Source organism: Nocardia sp. NPDC006630 (assembly GCF_040611495.1).
In the GTDB taxonomy this organism is placed as follows: domain Bacteria; phylum Actinomycetota; class Actinomycetes; order Mycobacteriales; family Mycobacteriaceae; genus Nocardia.
The window spans coordinates 129,254-146,031 of sequence record NZ_JBEXOK010000011.1 but is presented as its reverse complement, the minus strand read 5'-3'; the positions used below and the strand labels follow the sequence as shown (position 1 = coordinate 146,031).

Genomic DNA, 16,778 nt, shown 5'->3' with positions numbered 1-16,778 from the left:
CCACTCGCCGTTACTGTCGGGGTCCGCCGGGATGGTCCGGGTCACCGGGCCCGCCTGGAGCCCACGCCTGGTCCGATGGTGAGAGCGCTAGGCGTGCAACAACCGCATTGGCGATCACGTCGGCCTGTTCGGTGTTCACACCGCGTTGCTGTGCCAGTTCCAGAACGTAATGGTGAACTTCGCGCAGCTGCTCGGCGGTCAACGGTGGGACATCGGCGGGTGCGGACGGCCTGCGAAACACCTTTCGCAGCAATGCCTTGGCGCCCTTGGCGGCCCCTTCTGCTGCGGCTGCTCCAGCTCGGGTAGCGGCCTCGTTCACTGCAAGCCATATGATAGGCGTGGCGAGAACGGTGATCTCCTCCACGCCGAACCCGAGAGGTTCGCGGCGGCCGCGGGATCCGGAGAGCCGCCGAATAGCAACCTCTGCATCCAGACTGGCCAGTCCCTCGACGATGGGCAGCTCGTTCGGTGCGACCGTGCCGACGATGTCACGGACGACCACTCGCACCGAACGGTTTTCAGTCGCACTGGATCCCGCTGCAGGATAAGGGTTTTCGCTGCTCACAGTGCCCCTTGAAAGACAGTTGATCAGTACCGGACGATCAGCGTATAGCGTCTGCCGTCCGTTGCCGCGGTGAACCAGGATTCCGAACCGGGGCAGGGGGTCTGAAATGCCTTGTGCGAGAAGCAGACGCACTGTCCATCGCGTTCCGAAGAGGCAGTCTAGCGAATTCCCGCCGGGGGCAGGCAGCGGCCTATCAACTGCGGACCGCATGAAAAGAGGGTCATTCCGGAGATTCCCGAAATGACCCCACCTTGGTGCCGAGTGTGGGAATCGAACCCACACGTCCTTTCGGACAACGGTTTTTGAGACCGTCGCGTCTGCCTATTCCGCCAACTCGGCGCACCGCTGGAAGAGCATAGCGGGTTGGGGGGTCGGTGGCCTAACCGGGGCTCGGCGGGGCGGGGGTGAGAAGTACATCGTTGTGATACTGGTCAGTTTGCGCTGGGTACGTGGGTTGTAGCGGGCGGTGGACGGTACTCTTTGGTTAACTCGGGTACGTGCCGATCCGTTGAGGGTGGCTTCGGACCGGTGTGCCGTCGGGTGTTGGTATCGGAGCGACAGGGGTTCATCTATGGGAACGACAGCAGGGGGCGGTTCGAAGAAGGATGCCGCGGCATCGGCCCCCAAGCGGGTGGTGGTTGCCGAGGACGAGGCGCTCATCCGGATGGACCTGGTGGAGATGCTCTCGGAGGAGGGCTATCAGGTGGTGGGAGAGGCGGGAGACGGTCAGGTGGCCGTGGATCTCGCCGAGGAGTTGCGTCCTGATCTGGTGATCATGGATGTGAAGATGCCGCGCCGGGACGGTATCGACGCAGCAGGTGAGATCGCGTCGAAACGTCTTGCGCCGGTGGTGATTCTGACCGCGTTCAGTCAGCGCGACCTGGTCGAGCGGGCTCGGGACGCGGGTGCGATGGCGTATCTGGTGAAGCCGTTCACGAAATCGGATCTGGTGCCCGCCATCGAATTGGCGGTCAGCAGATTCCATGAGATCACCGCGCTCGAAGGCGAAGTCGCGAATCTCGCCGATCGGCTCGAAACCCGCAAGCTCGTGGAGCGTGCCAAGGGTGTGCTCATGCAGACCCAGGGCCTCTCGGAACCGCAGGCGTTCAAGTGGATTCAGCGCACGGCAATGGACCGTCGCACCACGATGAAGGCGGTCGCCGAGGTAGTGCTGGAGAATTTGGCACCCAAGTAAGACCGTTTTGCTCGAACTTTGCCCCTCTGTTGCCGTGAATGCGCTGATGCGATTTACATTCCGGCAACACGAGGGGCTCTTTCGTTTGTTGCGATGTCACATGGATGATCCGTTTGTGATGCGGACCTAACGTAGCGGGGATATGTTCTGTCCGGGCCGATCGATGGGGCGGCCCTCCTCGGCGAGCCGGGGAGTAGAGAACATAGAGGTGAATCGTGCTTGGTTCAATGACGCGCACGTCGGCGCTGCGGCACAGCCGCATGGCCCGGGTGGTGGTCGTCGGAGCTGCAGCAGTACTCGCGCTCAGCGCTGCCGGCTGTAGTAGCAAGTCCACCGACAATTCCAGCACCGGTGCCGCCGGTGCGAGCAATCTGACGATCCAGCCCCTGGTTCAGATCGACGCCAACGGTAAGGAAGTGCCGGCTTCCGACAACTCCGCGGCGGCGAATCCGGCCAGCGACGGCAATGACAAGTGCGCGCCGCAGACGATCGCCATGGCGGGCCCGCTGACCGGGCCGAACGCCAACCTCGGCCTCAATATTGTGCGTGGCGTACAACTGGCGCTGGACCAGCACAACAAGGCCAATCCGAACTGCCAGGTGTCGGTCAAGAAGTTCGACACCGAGGGTGATCCGCAGAAGGCCACCCAGGTCATTCCGACGATCATCAGCGATCCGAGCATCACCGCACTGATCGGCCCGACCTTCTCGGGCGAGACCAAGGCCACCGGCCAGATCATCAGCGATGCCGGGCTGCTGTCGCTGACGCCGTCCGCCACCAATGTCTCCCTCACCACCAACGGCTGGAAGACCTTCTTCCGCGGCCTCGGCAATGACGGTGTGCAGGGTCCGTCGGTCGCCAAGTACCTGGCGGGCACCGGCAAGTACAAGAAGATCTGCGTGGTGCAGGACGACTCCGATTACGGCACGGGCCTGGCCAAGACGCTGACCGAGGGCCTCGGCCCGATCGCGGATTCCAGCTGCGCCGCCCAGGTCAAGGCCGGTGACAAGGACTTCTCGGCGGTCGTCTCCAAGATGGCGTCCGCCAAGCCGGACGCCATCTTCTACGCGGGTTACTACGCCGAAGCGTCCCCGTTCGTGCAGCAGTTGCGTTCGGGCGGTGTGACGTCCACCTTCATCTCCGACGACGGCACCAAGGACGTCGAGTTCGTGAAGCAGGCCGGTAACTCGTCGAAGGACGCGCTGCTGTCGTGCCCCTGTGGTCCGGCGCCGGACAAGTTCGCCACCGACTACAAGGCCTCCAGTGGTTACGACGCCGGCACCTACTCGACCGAGGGCTACGACCTCACCACCATCGTGCTCAAGGGCATTGCCGCCGGTAAGGTGACCCGCCCCGACCTGGTCGACTACGTGAAGAACTACGACGGCCAGGGTCTGGCCCGCGAATACAAGTGGAATGCGCAGGGCGAATTGTCCAACGCGCTGATCTGGATGTACCAGGTCAAGTAGCCACCCCCCGATTCTGGAGCGGCGTGTGCCGGCGATCCCGGCACACGCCGCTTCCTCTACGGCGAGAGTATTGAATGTCTTCATCCCTATTGGCCGATGCGGCTCTGCTTGCCAACGGGTCCATCGAATTCAACGTCTCGGGCGTGGTCGACCAGTTCTGGCGACTTACCGTGGACGGCTTGGCATATGGTTCGATCTACGCCTTGGTCGCGGTCGGTTACACCCTCGTCTACGGTGTGCTCCGGCTGATCAATTTCGCCCATTCGGAAATATTCATGGTGGGCATGTTCGGTCAGTATGTCGGCCTGATGGTGGTCGGATTCAGCCCCAGCGGCAATGTCTATTCCGAAGGCGTCGTTCTCACCGTCGTATATCTGCTGGTGGCCATGGTCATCGGCATGCTGGTGTCCGGCCTGACCGCGGTCGGCCTGGAACGCGTCGCCTATCGGCCGCTGCGTAAACGCGGCGCCAAACCCCTGATCTTCCTGATCACCGCGATCGGCATGTCGTTCGTGCTGCAGGAGACCGTGCACTACGTCCTGCCGAAGCTGACCAACAAGAACATCGGCGGCACCAATGCGCAGCAGCCGATCATGCTGGTGCAGCCCACCGAGCAGTTCAAGATCTTCGGTGCGTCGGTCACCAATGTGACCCTGGTGATCATCGTGGCCGCGGTGATCCTGGCCGCCACCACCGAAATCCTCATCAACAGAACCAAATTCGGCCGCGGCATTCGCGCCGTGGCGCAGGATCCGGACACCGCGACCCTGATGGGCGTCTCGCGGGAGCGGATCATCATGCTGACCTTCCTGCTCGGCGGTCTGCTGGCCGGCGCCGCCGCACTGCTGTACACGCTGAAGATCCCGAACGGCATCATCTACTCCGGCGGATTCATCCTGGGCATCAAGGCCTTCAGCGCCGCGGTGCTCGGCGGCATCGGCAATCTGCGCGGTGCGCTGCTGGGCGGTCTGCTGCTCGGCCTGGCCGAGAATTACGGCCAGATTCTGTTCGGCACCCAGTGGCGTGACGTGGTCGCCTTCGTGGTGCTGGTGGCCGTGCTCATGTTCCGTCCGACCGGCATTCTCGGTGAGAGCCTGGGAAGGGCGCGAGTATGACACACGCCGTACTACCGAACGAAAAACCTTCCGCCGGAAGGGGTGTCGGCGATGCGATCCGCAGCTGGTGGAACGGACTGTCGCGCCCGGCGCAGTGGAGCGTGGGTGTGCCCGCGATCGCTGTGCTCGCCCTGCTGCCGCTGTTCAAGGTGCCGTTGCTCGATACTCCGGGCACCAGTTTCTCCGGGGTGATGGCGCAGTTCGCAATGACGGCGCTCATTGCCGTCGGCCTGAATGTTGTTGTCGGCCAGGCGGGTCTGCTCGACCTCGGCTATGTCGGCTTCTACGCGGTCGGCGCGTACACCGTCGGCCTGCTCACCAGCCCGAACAGTCCGTGGAATCAAACGGACGGCTGGTTGAAGCCGGGCTGGGCCTGGATCGTGTGTGTACCGCTGGCCATTGCCGTCACCGCGGTCTCCGGCCTGATCCTGGGCACGCCGACCTTGCGGCTGCGCGGTGACTACCTCGCTATCGTGACCCTCGGCTTCGGTGAGATCGTGCGACTGCTCGCCGACAATCTGGGCGATATCACCAATGGCAGCCTGGGCCTGTCCCGGATCGCGTATCCCCGGGTCGGGGTCTCCGACTCCCATCCGGAGGGCTACTTCTCCTCCGGCAATCTGGGGCAGCCGCACAGCTGGAATCCGCTGGACCGGGCCAACTCCGGCGCCTGGTGGTTCTGGCTGGGCATGCTGTTCGTGGTCCTCATCCTGCTGTTCGTCGGCAATCTGGAGCGCAGCCGCGTGGGCCGCTCCTGGGTGGCCATTCGCGAGGACGAGGACGCCGCCGAGATGATGGGCGTGCCCACCTTCAAGTTCAAACTGTGGGCGTTCATGATCGGCGCGGGCATCGGCGGTATGTCGGGTGCGCTGTATGCCGGTCAGGTGCAGTTCATCAATCCGACCGGATTCAACATCATCAACTCGATGCTGTTCCTGTGCGCGGTGGTGATCGGCGGCCAGGGCAACAAGCTGGGCGTGATCGTCGGCGCATTCCTGATCGTCTATCTGCCGAACCGGTTCATGTCGGTGAATATCGGCGGGCAGTCGCTCGGTGACTACAAGTACCTCTTCTACGGTGTCACGCTGGTGGTCGTGATGATTTTCCGGCCGCAGGGGCTGTTCCCCGTGCGGCAGAAGCTGCTCGCCTACGGCAGGCAGATCACGCGGGCCGTGCGGCGGCCCGGAGAGACGGCCGAAGCTACGTCAGGAGCGAACCGATGACCGGGCCGGGTCCGGGCGATGCGATGTTCGACAACGAGGATGTCGCGGCGGGCTACGCGCAGTCTCCGGACTTCGAACCGAGCGCGGGGACACTGGATGTGACCGCGGTGCTGCCCGTATACAAGGATCCCGAGGCGGTCGCGGAAGTTGTTGCGCCGCATCGTGAGATCGAGACCCAGATCGGCGAGCCGCTGCTGCGCACCGACGGGCTCACCGTGAAATTCGGCGGCCTCACCGCACTGGAGAATGTCACCTTCGATATTCGCCGCGGTGAGATCCTCGGGCTCATCGGGCCGAACGGTGCGGGCAAGACCACCTGCTTCAATGCCATCACCGGTGTGTACCGCCCGTCCGGTGGCACCGTGTACTTCGACGGCAAACCGCTCACCAAGACCAAGCGCAATGAGATCACCCGCCTGGGCATTGCCCGCACCTTCCAGAACATCCGGCTCTTCTCGGAGATGACGGCTCTGGAGAATGTGGTCGTGGGCACCGACGCACGGCACAAGACCTCCGTGCCGGGTGCGGTATTCCGGACGGCGCGCCATCGCCGCGAGGAACGCGACGCGGTCGAAAGAGGTATGGCGCTACTGGAATTCGTCGGCATCGCCCCGCACGCGGTGGAGAAGGCGCGCAATCTCTCCTACGGTGATCAGCGCCGCCTCGAGATCGCGCGCGCCCTCGCCACCGAACCGAAGCTGCTGTGCCTGGACGAGCCCGCCGCCGGATTCAATCCGCGGGAGAAGTCCGCTCTCATGGATCTCATTCGCAAGATCCGCGACGACGGCTTCACGGTGCTGCTGATCGAGCACGACATGCGCCTGGTCATGGGCGTCACCGATCGGGTGGTGGTGCTGGAATTCGGCCGCAAGATCGCTGATGGGCTGCCGGCCGAGATCCGGGAGGATCCCAAGGTGATCGCCGCCTATCTGGGCGTGCCCGACGAAGAGATGGGTGAAGCCCTGTGACATCGCCGAACCCCGCCAAGACGCCGTATGCGAAAGCGGCCTTGCCGCCCGCCGACCCCAATGCGCTGCTGCAGGTCGACGATATGGTGGTCAGCTACGGCAGAATCCAGGCGCTGCACGGTATTTCGCTGTCCGTGGCGCCGGGTGAACTGGTCACCCTGCTGGGCGCGAACGGCGCGGGCAAGACCACCACCATGCGTGCGCTGTCCGGGCTGCTCCCGCTGGGGCGTGGCCGGGTGCTGTTCGACGGCCGCGATATCACCCGGGTGAAAGCGCACGAACGTGTCGGCCTGGGCCTGATCCAGGCGCCCGAGGGACGCGGTGTGTTCCCGGGTATGACGGTCCAGGAAAACCTCGATATGGGTTGCTACTCCAGGCCTTTCAAGAACAAGGCCGACTACAACCAGACGCTGGAGTGGGTGTTCTCGCTCTTCCCGCGCGTCAAGGAGCGACAGAAGCAGGTGGGCGGCACGCTCTCGGGCGGTGAGCAGCAGATGGTCGCCATTGCCCGCTCCCTGATGGCGCGCCCGAAACTGCTGCTGCTCGATGAGCCGTCGATGGGGCTGGCCCCCATGATCATCCAGCAGATCTTCCGCATCATCGCCGATATCAATGCCCAGGGCACCACGGTCCTGCTGGTCGAGCAGAACGCCCAGCAGGCCCTGACCCGCAGCGACCGCGCCTACATTCTGGAAACCGGCGAGGTCACCAAAACCGGCAACGGCCGCGACCTGCTGCACGATCCGGCGGTCAAATCCGCCTACCTCGGCGTCGGCTGAATCAGCCTGCCCCGGAAAGCATTCGGGCCGGTCACCTGTGAAGGTGACCGGCCCGGTCTAATGCAGGGGCGACAGGAATCGAACCTGCAACCTGCCGCTTTGGAGACGGCTGCTCTGCCAATTGAGCTACGCCCCTTGGTTCTCGCGTGGCTACATTATCAGCCTGCGCCCTCCGGCGAAAATCCATTTCCCGGTGAGGCCACTATCCAGCAAAAACCCTGGCCGACCGAGCGCGGGCCGTCCGGTTCGTCCGCTTGGGCGTGGCGAATGCGCCCGGTTCCCGCACGTGTCGGTGCACGTCCCTAGACTCTGTGCCGTGACCCCTGCCTCTACCGATCAGCGGCCGAGTGCCGCGTCCGCATCTGGCGCTGCCGTGTCCACCGAGCAGCCGACGCTACTGCTGCTGGATGGACATTCGCTGGCTTATCGCGCCTTCTACGCGCTGCCCGCGGAGAACTTCAAGACGGCGAGCGGGCAGACCACCAATGCGGTGTACGGGTTCACCGCCATGCTGATCAACCTGCTGCGGGACGAGAAGCCCACGCATGTGGCCGCCGCGTTCGATGTGAGTCGCAAGACGTTCCGGACGGAGGCGTATCCGGAGTACAAGGCGAATCGGGCCACTACTCCGGATGAGTTCCGGGGGCAGGTGGAGACCACCCAGGAAGTGCTGGGGGCAATGGGTATTCCGGTCATGGCCATCGAGGGATACGAGGCCGACGATGTGATCGCGACGCTGGTCACGCAGGCGGTGCCGGAGGGCTTCCGGGTGCTGATCGTCACCGGTGACCGCGATGCGCTGCAGCTGGTCAATGACAATGTCACCGTGCTCTACCCGAAGAAGGGTGTTTCCGAGCTGACCCGGTTCACCCCGGCCGCGGTGGAGGCGAAGTACGGGCTCACGCCGGCGCAGTATCCGGATTTCGCGGCACTGCGCGGCGACCCCAGCGATAACCTGCCGGGCATTCCGGGCGTGGGGGAGAAGACCGCCACCAAGTGGATCAACGAATACGGTGATCTGGAGAACCTGGTCGACAAGGTCGACACGGTGAAGGGCAAGGTCGGAGACGCGCTGCGCGCCAACCTCTCCAGCGTGGTGCTCAATCGGCAGCTCACCGAAATGGTGAAGGATGTGCCGCTGGCGTACACACCCGATCAGCTCGGTATGCAGCCGTGGGATCGGGACAAGATCCACCGCCTCTTCGACGAGCTCGAATTCCGGGTGCTGCGTGATCGGCTGTTCGACACGCTCGCGCCGGTGGAGCCCGAGGCCGAGTCCGGTTTCGAGATCAGCGGTGCGGCACTGCCGCCCGGCACCGTCGGGGACTGGCTCGCCGAACACGCGAAGACCGGTGTGCGGCACGGACTCTCGGTGGTGGGCGTGGGCACGCCGGTGCACGGCGATGTGAAGGCGCTCGCGCTGGCCGCCGCCGACGGTGAGGGCGGATACCTCGACGTCCACACCCTCACCCCGGAAGACGAAGCGGCGCTGGGCGCTTGGCTCGCCGATCCGGACACCTTCAAGGCCGTGCACGAGGCCAAGTCCGCCATGCACGCGCTGCGCGGGCGGGGGTGGACGCTGGGCGGGCTCAGCACCGATACCGCGCTCGCGGCGTACCTGGTGCGCCCCGGCCAGCGCTCGTTCAATCTCGACGATCTGTCGCTGCGCTACCTGAGCCGGGAACTGCGCGTGGACGACGGCGGGGAAACCCAGCTGTCCCTGCTCGATGACGAGGATCAGGCCGACGCCGAGGTCGCCCAGGCCGAAATGCTGCGTGCGCGTGCGGTGTACGACCTCGCCGATGCCTTCGACGCGGAACTCGAGCGCATCGAGTCCACCGCGCTGCTCGGCGATATGGAACTGCCGCTGCTGACCGTGCTCGCCGATCTGGAGGCCGCCGGCATCGCGGTGGATTCCGATCAGCTAGAAGAGCTGCAGCAGGAATTCGCGAACCGGGTCGGCGAGGCCGCCAATGCGGCGTACGACGTGATCGGCAAGCAGATCAATCTGGGCTCGCCCAAGCAGCTGCAGGTGGTGCTGTTCGACGAGCTCGATATGCCGAAGACCAAGCGCACCAAGACCGGCTACACCACCGATGCCGATGCGCTGGAGAGCCTCTACGAGAAGACTCAGCACCCGTTCCTGCAGCACATGCTCGAGCACCGCGATGCCACGCGTCTCAAGGTCACCGTCGACGGCCTGCTCAAATCGGTCGCCGACGACGGGCGCATTCACACCACCTTCAATCAGACGGTGGCCGCGACCGGTCGCCTGTCCTCCACCGAGCCGAATCTGCAGAACATTCCGATTCGCACCGATACCGGGCGCCGTATTCGCGACACCTTCGTGGTGGGTCCGGGATTCGAATCGCTCATGACCGCCGATTACAGCCAGATCGAAATGCGGATCATGGCGCACCTGTCCAAGGACGAGGGGCTCATCGAAGCCTTCAACTCCGGTGAGGACCTGCACAATTTCGTCGCGTCGAAGGCATTCGACATTCCGATCACCGCGGTCGACGCGGAATTGCGCCGCCGTATCAAGGCCATGTCCTACGGCCTGGCCTACGGTCTGTCGGCCTACGGTCTGTCGCAGCAGCTGAAGATCAGCGCCGAAGAGGCCAAGGCGCAGATGGACGTGTACTTCGAGCGCTTCGGCGCCATTCGCGACTATCTGCGCGATGCCGTCGACGAGGCCCGCAAGACCGGCTACACCGAAACCCTCTTCGGCCGACGCCGCTACCTCCCGGACCTGGACTCCAGCAACCGCCAGCGCCGCGAGGCCGCCGAGCGCATGGCCCTCAACGCCCCCATCCAGGGCACGGCCGCCGACATCATCAAGGTCGCCATGATCGACGTCCAGCGCGCCATCCGCGCCGCCGGCCTGAAATCCCGCATGCTCCTGCAGGTCCACGACGAACTCATCTTCGAAGTGGTCCCCGGCGAACGCGACCAACTCGAAGCCCTTGCCCGCGAACACATGTCGAACGCCATCGAACTCTCGGTCCCCCTCGAGGTCTCCGTCGGCGTCGGCCGCAGCTGGGACGCCGCCGCCCACTGAGGCTCAGTACCCCTGGATCTCGCAGCCCGTGCTCTGACGAGCACGGGCTGCAGTGTGTAAGAGGGAGATTCGCGGCCGGCGCACATCGAATTGGCCGCGATGTCAGGGAATCCCAGCCAGTGCCTCAGCGAGCCTCGCGTGTGGCGAGAGAGGAGCCCCCCGCAGGAGCCGAGCGAGGGAGTCCCCCGCAGGAGCCGTGCGAGGGAGCCAGCCCGGCTGATGTGGCGATTGCCTCGTCATCCCGGCGCGCTTTTGGCCGGGATCTACCGAAACCTGTTGCTGCGCTGCCGGGGTGGATCCCGGCCGAAACCATGCCGGGATGACGAGGTGAGTTCGCGTGCCCGCGATTTCGAGCAGATTGCCCAGGGTCCGCAGTGTGCGCATCGGCGGGCCAGTCCGTTCCGTCCACCGGGCGCGCCGAATCGGCGGTGTCCCTGGTGGTGCGTGCCCTGGGCCGGCGGGATGGCGGCGCGATTTCATCCGGCGTCGATAGGGCGGCTGTGCGGGCATGGGTGACACGCCTCGAATTCGTCCTAGGGGACGGTCATTTCGGGCGGCAGCGGGCTAGTGGGGTGGTTTTACGGGGCTGCGGTGAGTTGGGTGGCGAGGAGGTTGACCACCTCGGCGGTTTCGCGGCAGGTGCGGGCGGCGATGGGTTCGTCGAGGCGTTCGCAGCTTTCGGCGGTGGCGGTGCAGACCTTGGCGGTGAGCTCGCACAGTTCCAGGGCCCAGGGGGAGCGGCGGTCGAGGATATCGGCGGTGAGGCGGCAGAGCGCGGCGCAGTCCATGAGCTGGGCGATATGGGCGCGGGCGGCATGGTCGCCGCCGATGTCCAGGGATTCGCCGGTCTGGCGGACGCAGGTGCGGTGGCAGCCGAACAGATGGTTGATCGTCTGCATGATTTTCGGATCGGTCATCGCGGAGGTGCTCCTCGGAGTTCACGGAGGGTTCGAACGACAGTCCGACAGGGTTTGCCCATTGTGGCATCCGAGGTTGCTATAGCTGATGACGGAGGTTGCTATGGCGCGCGCCACAGGCGGATGACCTGCGGCAAAGTTACCCGTGAGTCGAAGACGAATATGGTTGCCAATGCCTGTATCAGCCCTTATGCTCGGTCCCGTGCCGAATCCCGCCTACAGCCGCAGCGCAGCGCAGAATGTCGCCGACCGCGACCGCGCCGCGCTTGTTCCGCTCACCGCGATGGTGGCTGTGGCGCGCGTACTCGTAGTTCTCCGCCGCAGCGGGGTCTGATTTCGGACCGGCCCCCCCGCTGCGGGCCGTGTGAATCTTTTTCTTGTGCTGGTCCCCTCTGCCAAATTCTGCGAAGAGTCGGGAAGACCTAGTCCAATGACACTCACCATCGATACCCACATGTTCATCGCCGCTGCCCCCGCTACTCTGCGGGCCGAGAGCGCCGGCCTGAGCCCCGCCCAGTTCTACGACCGCTACTGCCGTGATGCGGGTGCGCTCAAACTGAGCGAATGGACTCACCTCCGGGCCGCGAATTTCACCGCGACCCTGGAGTTCGCCGGCCGGCTGCGCACCGTCACCGCGACCGGCAGCCCGGTCGCCGCACTCACCTCGGCGCTCTACGACGAGGGCTATCCCATCGAGATCCTGCAATTCCATCAGCGCCGCACCGAAATCGGCACCGCCACCTTCGTGCTGTGCGAGTTCAACGGTCGTCGCGGCTGGGGCGCGGCCCTTGCCGACGACAGCGCCGAATCCACTGTCCGCGCCATGATCGCCGGTATCAACACCTTCGCCTGACGCATAAACGAATGCGCCGCAACCCTTTCCAGGGTGCGGCGCATTCGAATGTGTGAATTGTGTACTGCGCGAGGGGATTTCCCTTACTGCTCAGCACCCTGCTCGGCGCCCTGCTGCTCCGCGAGCTGCTTGCGGACCTCTTCCATATCCAGCGCCTTCACCTGCCCGATGAGGTCCTCCAGCGCGGCCGGCGGCAGTGCACCGGGCTGCGCGAAGACGAGCACGCCTTCGCGGAAGGCCATCAGGGTGGGGATGGAACGGATATTGGCAGCAGCGGCGAGTCCCTGCTCGGCCTCGGTATCCACCTTGCCGAAGACGACGTCGGGGTGATTCTCCGAGGACGCTTCGAAGGTCGGGGCGAACTGGCGGCACGGACCGCACCAAGCGGCCCAGAAATCGACGAGAACGACATCACTCCCGGTGACGGTCTCGTCGAAGTTCTGCTCGGTCAGTGTCTGGGTGGCCATGACGTCCTCTCGTGTCGGGTTTCCCGGTCCAACACCGGTCCCTGCTGTTCTCTTCCCTTTACCCACTACGGTAGCCGCCAACCGCGTGCCGCCGCGTGGCTGTCAGGCCGATTGCGCGAGGATGGCGGTCATGAGCGACAGCGAGACTCGGCTACCGGGCGACAGTGATATTCGGCTCCGGCTGGGCCTCATCGAGGGCGACGGCATCGGCCCGGAGATCGTCCGGGCCACCCGTACCGTGGTCGACGAAGCCGTCGAGGTGGTGGGTCTGCCGCCCATCGAGTGGGTGCCGCTGCTGATCGGTCACGCCGCCATCGAGGAATTCGGCGACCCGATGCCGGAACCGACCCTGAAGGCGCTCGAGGGTCTGGACGCCTGGATCATGGGCCCGCACGACAATGCCTCCTATCCCGCCGACCACCGCACCGGTCTGCCGCCGGGCGGCGCGATTCGCAAACGATTCGGCCTGTACGGAAATATCCGTCCGGCGCGCACCCTGGACGGCGTCCGCGCGACCACCCCGGAGATGGATCTGGTGATCGTCCGGGAGAACAGCGAGGGGCTCTACGCGGACCGGAATATGTTCGCGGGCTCGGGGGAGTTCCAGCCCACCGCGGATGTGGCGCTGTCGGTCGGCGTGGTGACGCGCGCGGCGACCGAGCGAATTGCACACTTGGCCTTCGGAATCGCGCAGACCCGGAGTAGGCGGCTCACCATCGTGCACAAGGCGAATGTGCTGCCGATGACCATGGGCATGTTCCGGGATGTGTGCTACGAGGTCGCCGAAGCGTATCCGGACGTCACCGTGAACGATCGGCACGCGGATGCGGTGGCGGCGCTGCTGGTCCGCACACCCGCCGATTTCGATGTCATCGTGACCGAGAATCTCTTCGGCGACATCCTCTCGGATCTGGCCGGTGAACTGAGCGGTTCGCTGGGGATGGCCCCCTCCCTGAATTGTTCACAGCGCCAGGCCATGGCGCAGGCCGTGCACGGCGCCGCACCGGCACTGGCCGGGCACAATCGTGCCAATCCGGTTGCGCTGCTGGCCTCCTCCGCCATGCTGCTGCACTGGCTGGCCGAACGCGATTCCTACAGCGCGCTGCGGCGGGTGGCCGAGCGGATCGAACATGCGGTTGCCGAGACGTTGCGGTCCGGAGTCGCGACATCCGATTTGGGTGGGTTAGCATCTACCTCCGAATTCACCGAGCAGGTGCGGGCCCGGCTGCACCGCTGGTGAGCGCACTTCCGGAACCGGGCGTGTATCGGCCATGCATCGGCGTGTCGCCGATTAATGTTCGGTTACCGACCCGCATGGAATGTTCGACTCGCTTACATTTCAATCGGCGGGCGACGCCCGGTTGTCGCGTGACCGAACTGTGGAGGACTGCTGTGTCTGTTCGTAAAGATTTCCGCGGGCGTGCCCTGCGGGCCGTCTGCGTACTAGCGGGCGGCGCCCTGGCGCTGACCGCGTGTACGAGTAATTCCGACTCCAATGCGCCTGCGGTTTCCAAGGTGGATGTGTCCAAGGTCGACACCATCGCCGCCAAGCTGCCCGCGGACATCAAGAGCAGCGGCAAGATCGTGGTCGGCGTGAACGTCCCCTACTCGCCCAACGAGTACAAGGATCCGGGCACCGGCAAGATCGTCGGTTTCGACGTCGATCTGGTGGACGCCGTCGCCAAGGTGCTCGGCGTTTCGGCCGACTACCAGGAGTCGGACTTCGAGAAGATCATCCCGGCCATCGAGGCCGGCACCTACAACATCGGCATGTCGTCGTTCACCGACAACAAGGAGCGCGAGGCCACCGCGGACTTCGTCGACTACTTCAATGCGGGCAGCCAGTGGGCCCAGCAGAAGGGGAAGCCGGTCGATCCGAACAATGCCTGCGGCAAGCGAGTCGCGGTGCAGCGCACCACCGTTCAGGACACCGACGAGATCCCGGCCAAGAGCGCCAAGTGCAAGGCCGAGGGTAAGCCGGAGATCACCAAGGTCTCCTACGACGAGCAGAGCGCCGCGGCCACCGCGCTGGTGAACGGTCAGGTCGACGCCATGTCCGCCGACTCCCCGGTGACCGCGTACGCCATCAAGCAGAACCAGGGCACCATCGAGGCCGCCGGCGCGATGTTCGATTCGGCGCCGTACGGCTGGCCGGTCAAGAAGGGCTCCACTCTGGCGCCGGTCCTGCAGGAGGCCCTGCAGCACCTGATCGACAGCGGTGAGTACAAGCAGATCGCCGAGAACTGGGGCGTTCAGGACGGCGTGATCACCAAGTCGGTCATCAACGGCGCACAGAGCTGATAACGCTAGATGTCACAGGACGAGACTAATTCCGCAGCCTCGGCCGTGACGGTCGCGACCACCACCGAGCCCGCGCCGATCAAAGCGATTCCGCTGCGACGGCCGGGCCGGTGGATCGCCGCCGTGGTGCTGCTGACGCTGGTGGGGCTGTTCCTCTACGGCGCCAAGACGAACCCGGCCTATCACTGGGATACGTACTGGAAGTACTTGCGCGACATCAACATTGCCAAGGGCGCCGCGGTCACGCTGGAGCTGACCGTGCTGGCCATGTTCATCGGCGTGCTGCTCGGGGTGCTGCTGGCGGTCATGCGGCTGTCGCCGAATCCGGTGCTGCGCTCGGTGGCCTGGGCGTATCTGTGGATCTTCCGCGGGACGCCGGTGTACGTGCAGCTGGTGTTCTGGGGTCTGTTCCCCTCGCTGTACAAGACGGTGACCGTGGGCGTGCCGTTCGGGCCGTCGTTCGCGAATTTCGATGTGCAGCACTGGTCGGCGCCGTTCTTCTTCGCGGTGGTCGGCCTGGGGCTGAACGAGGCCGCCTATATGGCCGAAATCGTCCGCGCCGGAATCAATTCCGTCGACGACGGGCAGCGCGAGGCGTCGGTGGCGCTGGGCATGTCGTGGTCGCAGACCATGACCCGCACCGTGCTGCCGCAGGCCATGCGGGTGATCATTCCGCCGACCGGCAATGAGCTCATCTCCATGCTCAAGACCACCTCGCTGGTGACGGCCATCCCGCTCACCACCGACCTGTACGGCCGGGCGCGGGATATCTACGGCGTGAACTTCCAGCCGATTCCGCTGCTGCTGGTCGCGGCGACCTGGTACCTGATCATCACGAGTGTGCTCATGGTGGGTCAGTTCTACCTGGAGCGCTACTACTCGCGGGGTACCTCGCGGAAGCTGACGGGACGGCAGGAGCGCGCCCTGGTCGCCGCGCAGGCCGTCGGAGGGGATGGGCGCAAATGAGTCTCGAAGATGCCTCGGCGCCGATGGTGCGCGCCGAACAGGTGTACAAGAATTTCGGCGCACTCAATGTGCTCAAAGGGATTTCGCTGGAGGTGAAGCGCGGTGAGGTGATGTGCCTCATCGGTCCGTCGGGGTCCGGCAAGTCCACCTTCCTGCGCTGCATCAACCATCTCGAGGATGTGAACGCCGGACGACTGTACGTGGACGGCGTGCTCGTCGGCTATCGCGAGAAGGGCGGCAAGCTCTACGAACTGCATCCGCGCGATGCCTCCAAGCAGCGCCGCGATATCGGCATGGTGTTCCAGCACTTCAACCTCTTCCCGCACCGGACCGTCCTGGAGAACGTCATCGAGGCGCCCACCCAGGTGAAGAAGTTGAAGAAGGCCACCGCTGTCGCCCGCGCCCGCGAGCTGCTGGACCGGGTCGGCTTGGCGGACAAGGCATATTCGTATCCGGCGCAGCTGTCCGGCGGACAGCAGCAGCGTGTCGCCATCGCGCGGGCGCTGGCCATGGATCCCAAGCTGATGCTCTTCGACGAGCCCACCTCGGCGCTCGATCCGGAACTCGTCGGCGAAGTCCTCGGCGTCATGCGCGAATTGGCGGCCGACGGCATGACCATGGTGGTCGTGACCCACGAAATGGGTTTCGCCCGTGAGGTTGCCGACCAGCTGGTGTTCATGGACGCCGGAGTGGTGGTGGAGGCCGGTGATCCGCGCGAGGTCCTGGCCAACCCCCAGCACGACCGCACCAAGGCCTTCCTGTCCCGCATTCTGTAGCAGGACAAGCCTTTCCGCCCGGCCCCGCTCCGTGACTCGGAGCGGGGCCGGTGCATATCCGGCAGCTCACCCCGTTCTCGGGTGCCCACCCCGTCATCCCGGCGCGCCTTTGGCCGGGATCCA

General features: G+C 64.9%; 16 protein-coding genes and 2 tRNA genes. 13 read left to right on the top strand and 5 right to left on the bottom strand.

Annotation, left to right across the window (positions count from 1 at the left end; translation table 11 throughout):
- Positions 1-10: 10 nt before the first annotated feature.
- Entirely contained in the window at positions 11-565 is a 555-nt protein-coding gene (locus ABZX86_RS31210) for a hypothetical protein (protein ID WP_355128541.1), read from the bottom strand.
- A 252-nt stretch (positions 566-817) separates the two neighbouring features.
- Positions 818-904: transfer RNA gene (locus ABZX86_RS31205), tRNA-Leu, on the bottom strand.
- A gap of 232 nt (positions 905-1,136) precedes the next feature.
- On the opposite strand from ABZX86_RS31205, the gene ABZX86_RS31200 reads away from it, so the two are divergent.
- The 6 genes from ABZX86_RS31200 (at position 1,137) to ABZX86_RS31175 (ending at position 7,314) form a co-directional block, all read left to right on the top strand.
- Complete coding sequence (locus tag ABZX86_RS31200; RefSeq protein ID WP_297618871.1) at positions 1,137-1,760, top strand: ANTAR domain-containing response regulator; 624 nt, start codon at positions 1,137-1,139, stop codon at positions 1,758-1,760.
- A gap of 227 nt (positions 1,761-1,987) precedes the next feature.
- Positions 1,988-3,229 (top strand): branched-chain amino acid ABC transporter substrate-binding protein, encoded by a 1,242-nt coding sequence (locus ABZX86_RS31195; RefSeq protein WP_355128539.1) that lies wholly within the window; start codon positions 1,988-1,990, stop codon positions 3,227-3,229.
- A gap of 74 nt (positions 3,230-3,303) precedes the next feature.
- Positions 3,304-4,344, top strand: a complete 1,041-nt coding sequence (locus ABZX86_RS31190; protein ID WP_327140843.1) for a branched-chain amino acid ABC transporter permease — start codon at positions 3,304-3,306, stop codon at positions 4,342-4,344.
- Positions 4,341-5,567 carry a branched-chain amino acid ABC transporter permease gene (locus ABZX86_RS31185; protein ID WP_355128536.1) on the top strand — a complete coding sequence of 409 codons (1,227 nt, stop codon included), beginning with the start codon at positions 4,341-4,343 and terminating at the stop codon, positions 5,565-5,567. Before ABZX86_RS31190 ends, ABZX86_RS31185 begins: the two co-directional genes overlap by 4 nt.
- Positions 5,564-6,535, top strand: coding sequence for an ABC transporter ATP-binding protein (locus ABZX86_RS31180; RefSeq protein ID WP_355128534.1), 972 nt, complete (start codon positions 5,564-5,566; stop codon positions 6,533-6,535). Before ABZX86_RS31185 ends, ABZX86_RS31180 begins: the two co-directional genes overlap by 4 nt.
- A gap of 83 nt (positions 6,536-6,618) precedes the next feature.
- Entirely contained in the window at positions 6,619-7,314 is a 696-nt protein-coding gene (locus tag ABZX86_RS31175; RefSeq protein ID WP_355128953.1) for an ABC transporter ATP-binding protein, read from the top strand.
- Positions 7,315-7,377: 63 nt separating this feature from the next.
- Here ABZX86_RS31175 and ABZX86_RS31170 read toward each other — a convergent pair.
- Positions 7,378-7,450: transfer RNA gene (locus tag ABZX86_RS31170), tRNA-Trp, on the bottom strand.
- A 180-nt stretch (positions 7,451-7,630) separates the two neighbouring features.
- Between ABZX86_RS31170 and polA the strand changes: the two genes are divergently transcribed.
- Positions 7,631-10,375: a DNA polymerase I gene (gene polA / locus ABZX86_RS31165; RefSeq protein WP_355128532.1), complete on the top strand. Its 2,745-nt coding sequence runs from the start codon at positions 7,631-7,633 to the stop codon at positions 10,373-10,375.
- Between the two features lie 578 nt (positions 10,376-10,953).
- Here polA and ABZX86_RS31160 read toward each other — a convergent pair.
- Complete coding sequence (locus tag ABZX86_RS31160) at positions 10,954-11,292, bottom strand: four-helix bundle copper-binding protein (protein WP_327140839.1); 339 nt, start codon at positions 11,290-11,292, stop codon at positions 10,954-10,956.
- Between the two features lie 202 nt (positions 11,293-11,494).
- Here ABZX86_RS31160 and ABZX86_RS31155 point away from each other — a divergent pair, with 202 nt between their 5' ends.
- Together ABZX86_RS31155 and ABZX86_RS31150 are read left to right on the top strand one after the other, a co-directional pair.
- Positions 11,495-11,626, top strand: a complete 132-nt coding sequence (locus ABZX86_RS31155; RefSeq protein ID WP_297618851.1) for a hypothetical protein — start codon at positions 11,495-11,497, stop codon at positions 11,624-11,626.
- Between the two features lie 96 nt (positions 11,627-11,722).
- Positions 11,723-12,145, top strand: a complete 423-nt coding sequence (locus ABZX86_RS31150) for a 2-keto-3-deoxygluconate kinase (RefSeq protein ID WP_355128529.1) — start codon at positions 11,723-11,725, stop codon at positions 12,143-12,145.
- Positions 12,146-12,228: 83 nt separating this feature from the next.
- Here the strand turns inward: ABZX86_RS31150 and trxA are convergent, their stop codons facing one another.
- Complete coding sequence (gene trxA, locus ABZX86_RS31145; RefSeq protein ID WP_327140836.1) at positions 12,229-12,612, bottom strand: thioredoxin; 384 nt, start codon at positions 12,610-12,612, stop codon at positions 12,229-12,231.
- A gap of 130 nt (positions 12,613-12,742) precedes the next feature.
- Here trxA and ABZX86_RS31140 point away from each other — a divergent pair, with 130 nt between their 5' ends.
- The 4 genes from ABZX86_RS31140 (at position 12,743) to ABZX86_RS31125 (ending at position 16,655) form a co-directional block, all read left to right on the top strand.
- Positions 12,743-13,852: an isocitrate/isopropylmalate family dehydrogenase gene (locus ABZX86_RS31140; protein ID WP_355128526.1), complete on the top strand. Its 1,110-nt coding sequence runs from the start codon at positions 12,743-12,745 to the stop codon at positions 13,850-13,852.
- Positions 13,853-14,004: 152 nt separating this feature from the next.
- On the top strand, positions 14,005-14,913 hold the full coding sequence (locus ABZX86_RS31135; protein ID WP_355128524.1) for an ABC transporter substrate-binding protein: 909 nt from the start codon (positions 14,005-14,007) through the stop codon (positions 14,911-14,913).
- Positions 14,914-14,922: 9 nt separating this feature from the next.
- Entirely contained in the window at positions 14,923-15,879 is a 957-nt protein-coding gene (locus ABZX86_RS31130) for an amino acid ABC transporter permease (protein WP_355128522.1), read from the top strand.
- Positions 15,876-16,655 carry an amino acid ABC transporter ATP-binding protein gene (locus ABZX86_RS31125; RefSeq protein ID WP_355128520.1) on the top strand — a complete coding sequence of 260 codons (780 nt, stop codon included), beginning with the start codon at positions 15,876-15,878 and terminating at the stop codon, positions 16,653-16,655. The genes ABZX86_RS31130 and ABZX86_RS31125 overlap by 4 nt, the downstream gene beginning before the upstream one ends.
- The last annotated feature ends 123 nt before the right edge of the window (positions 16,656-16,778 follow it).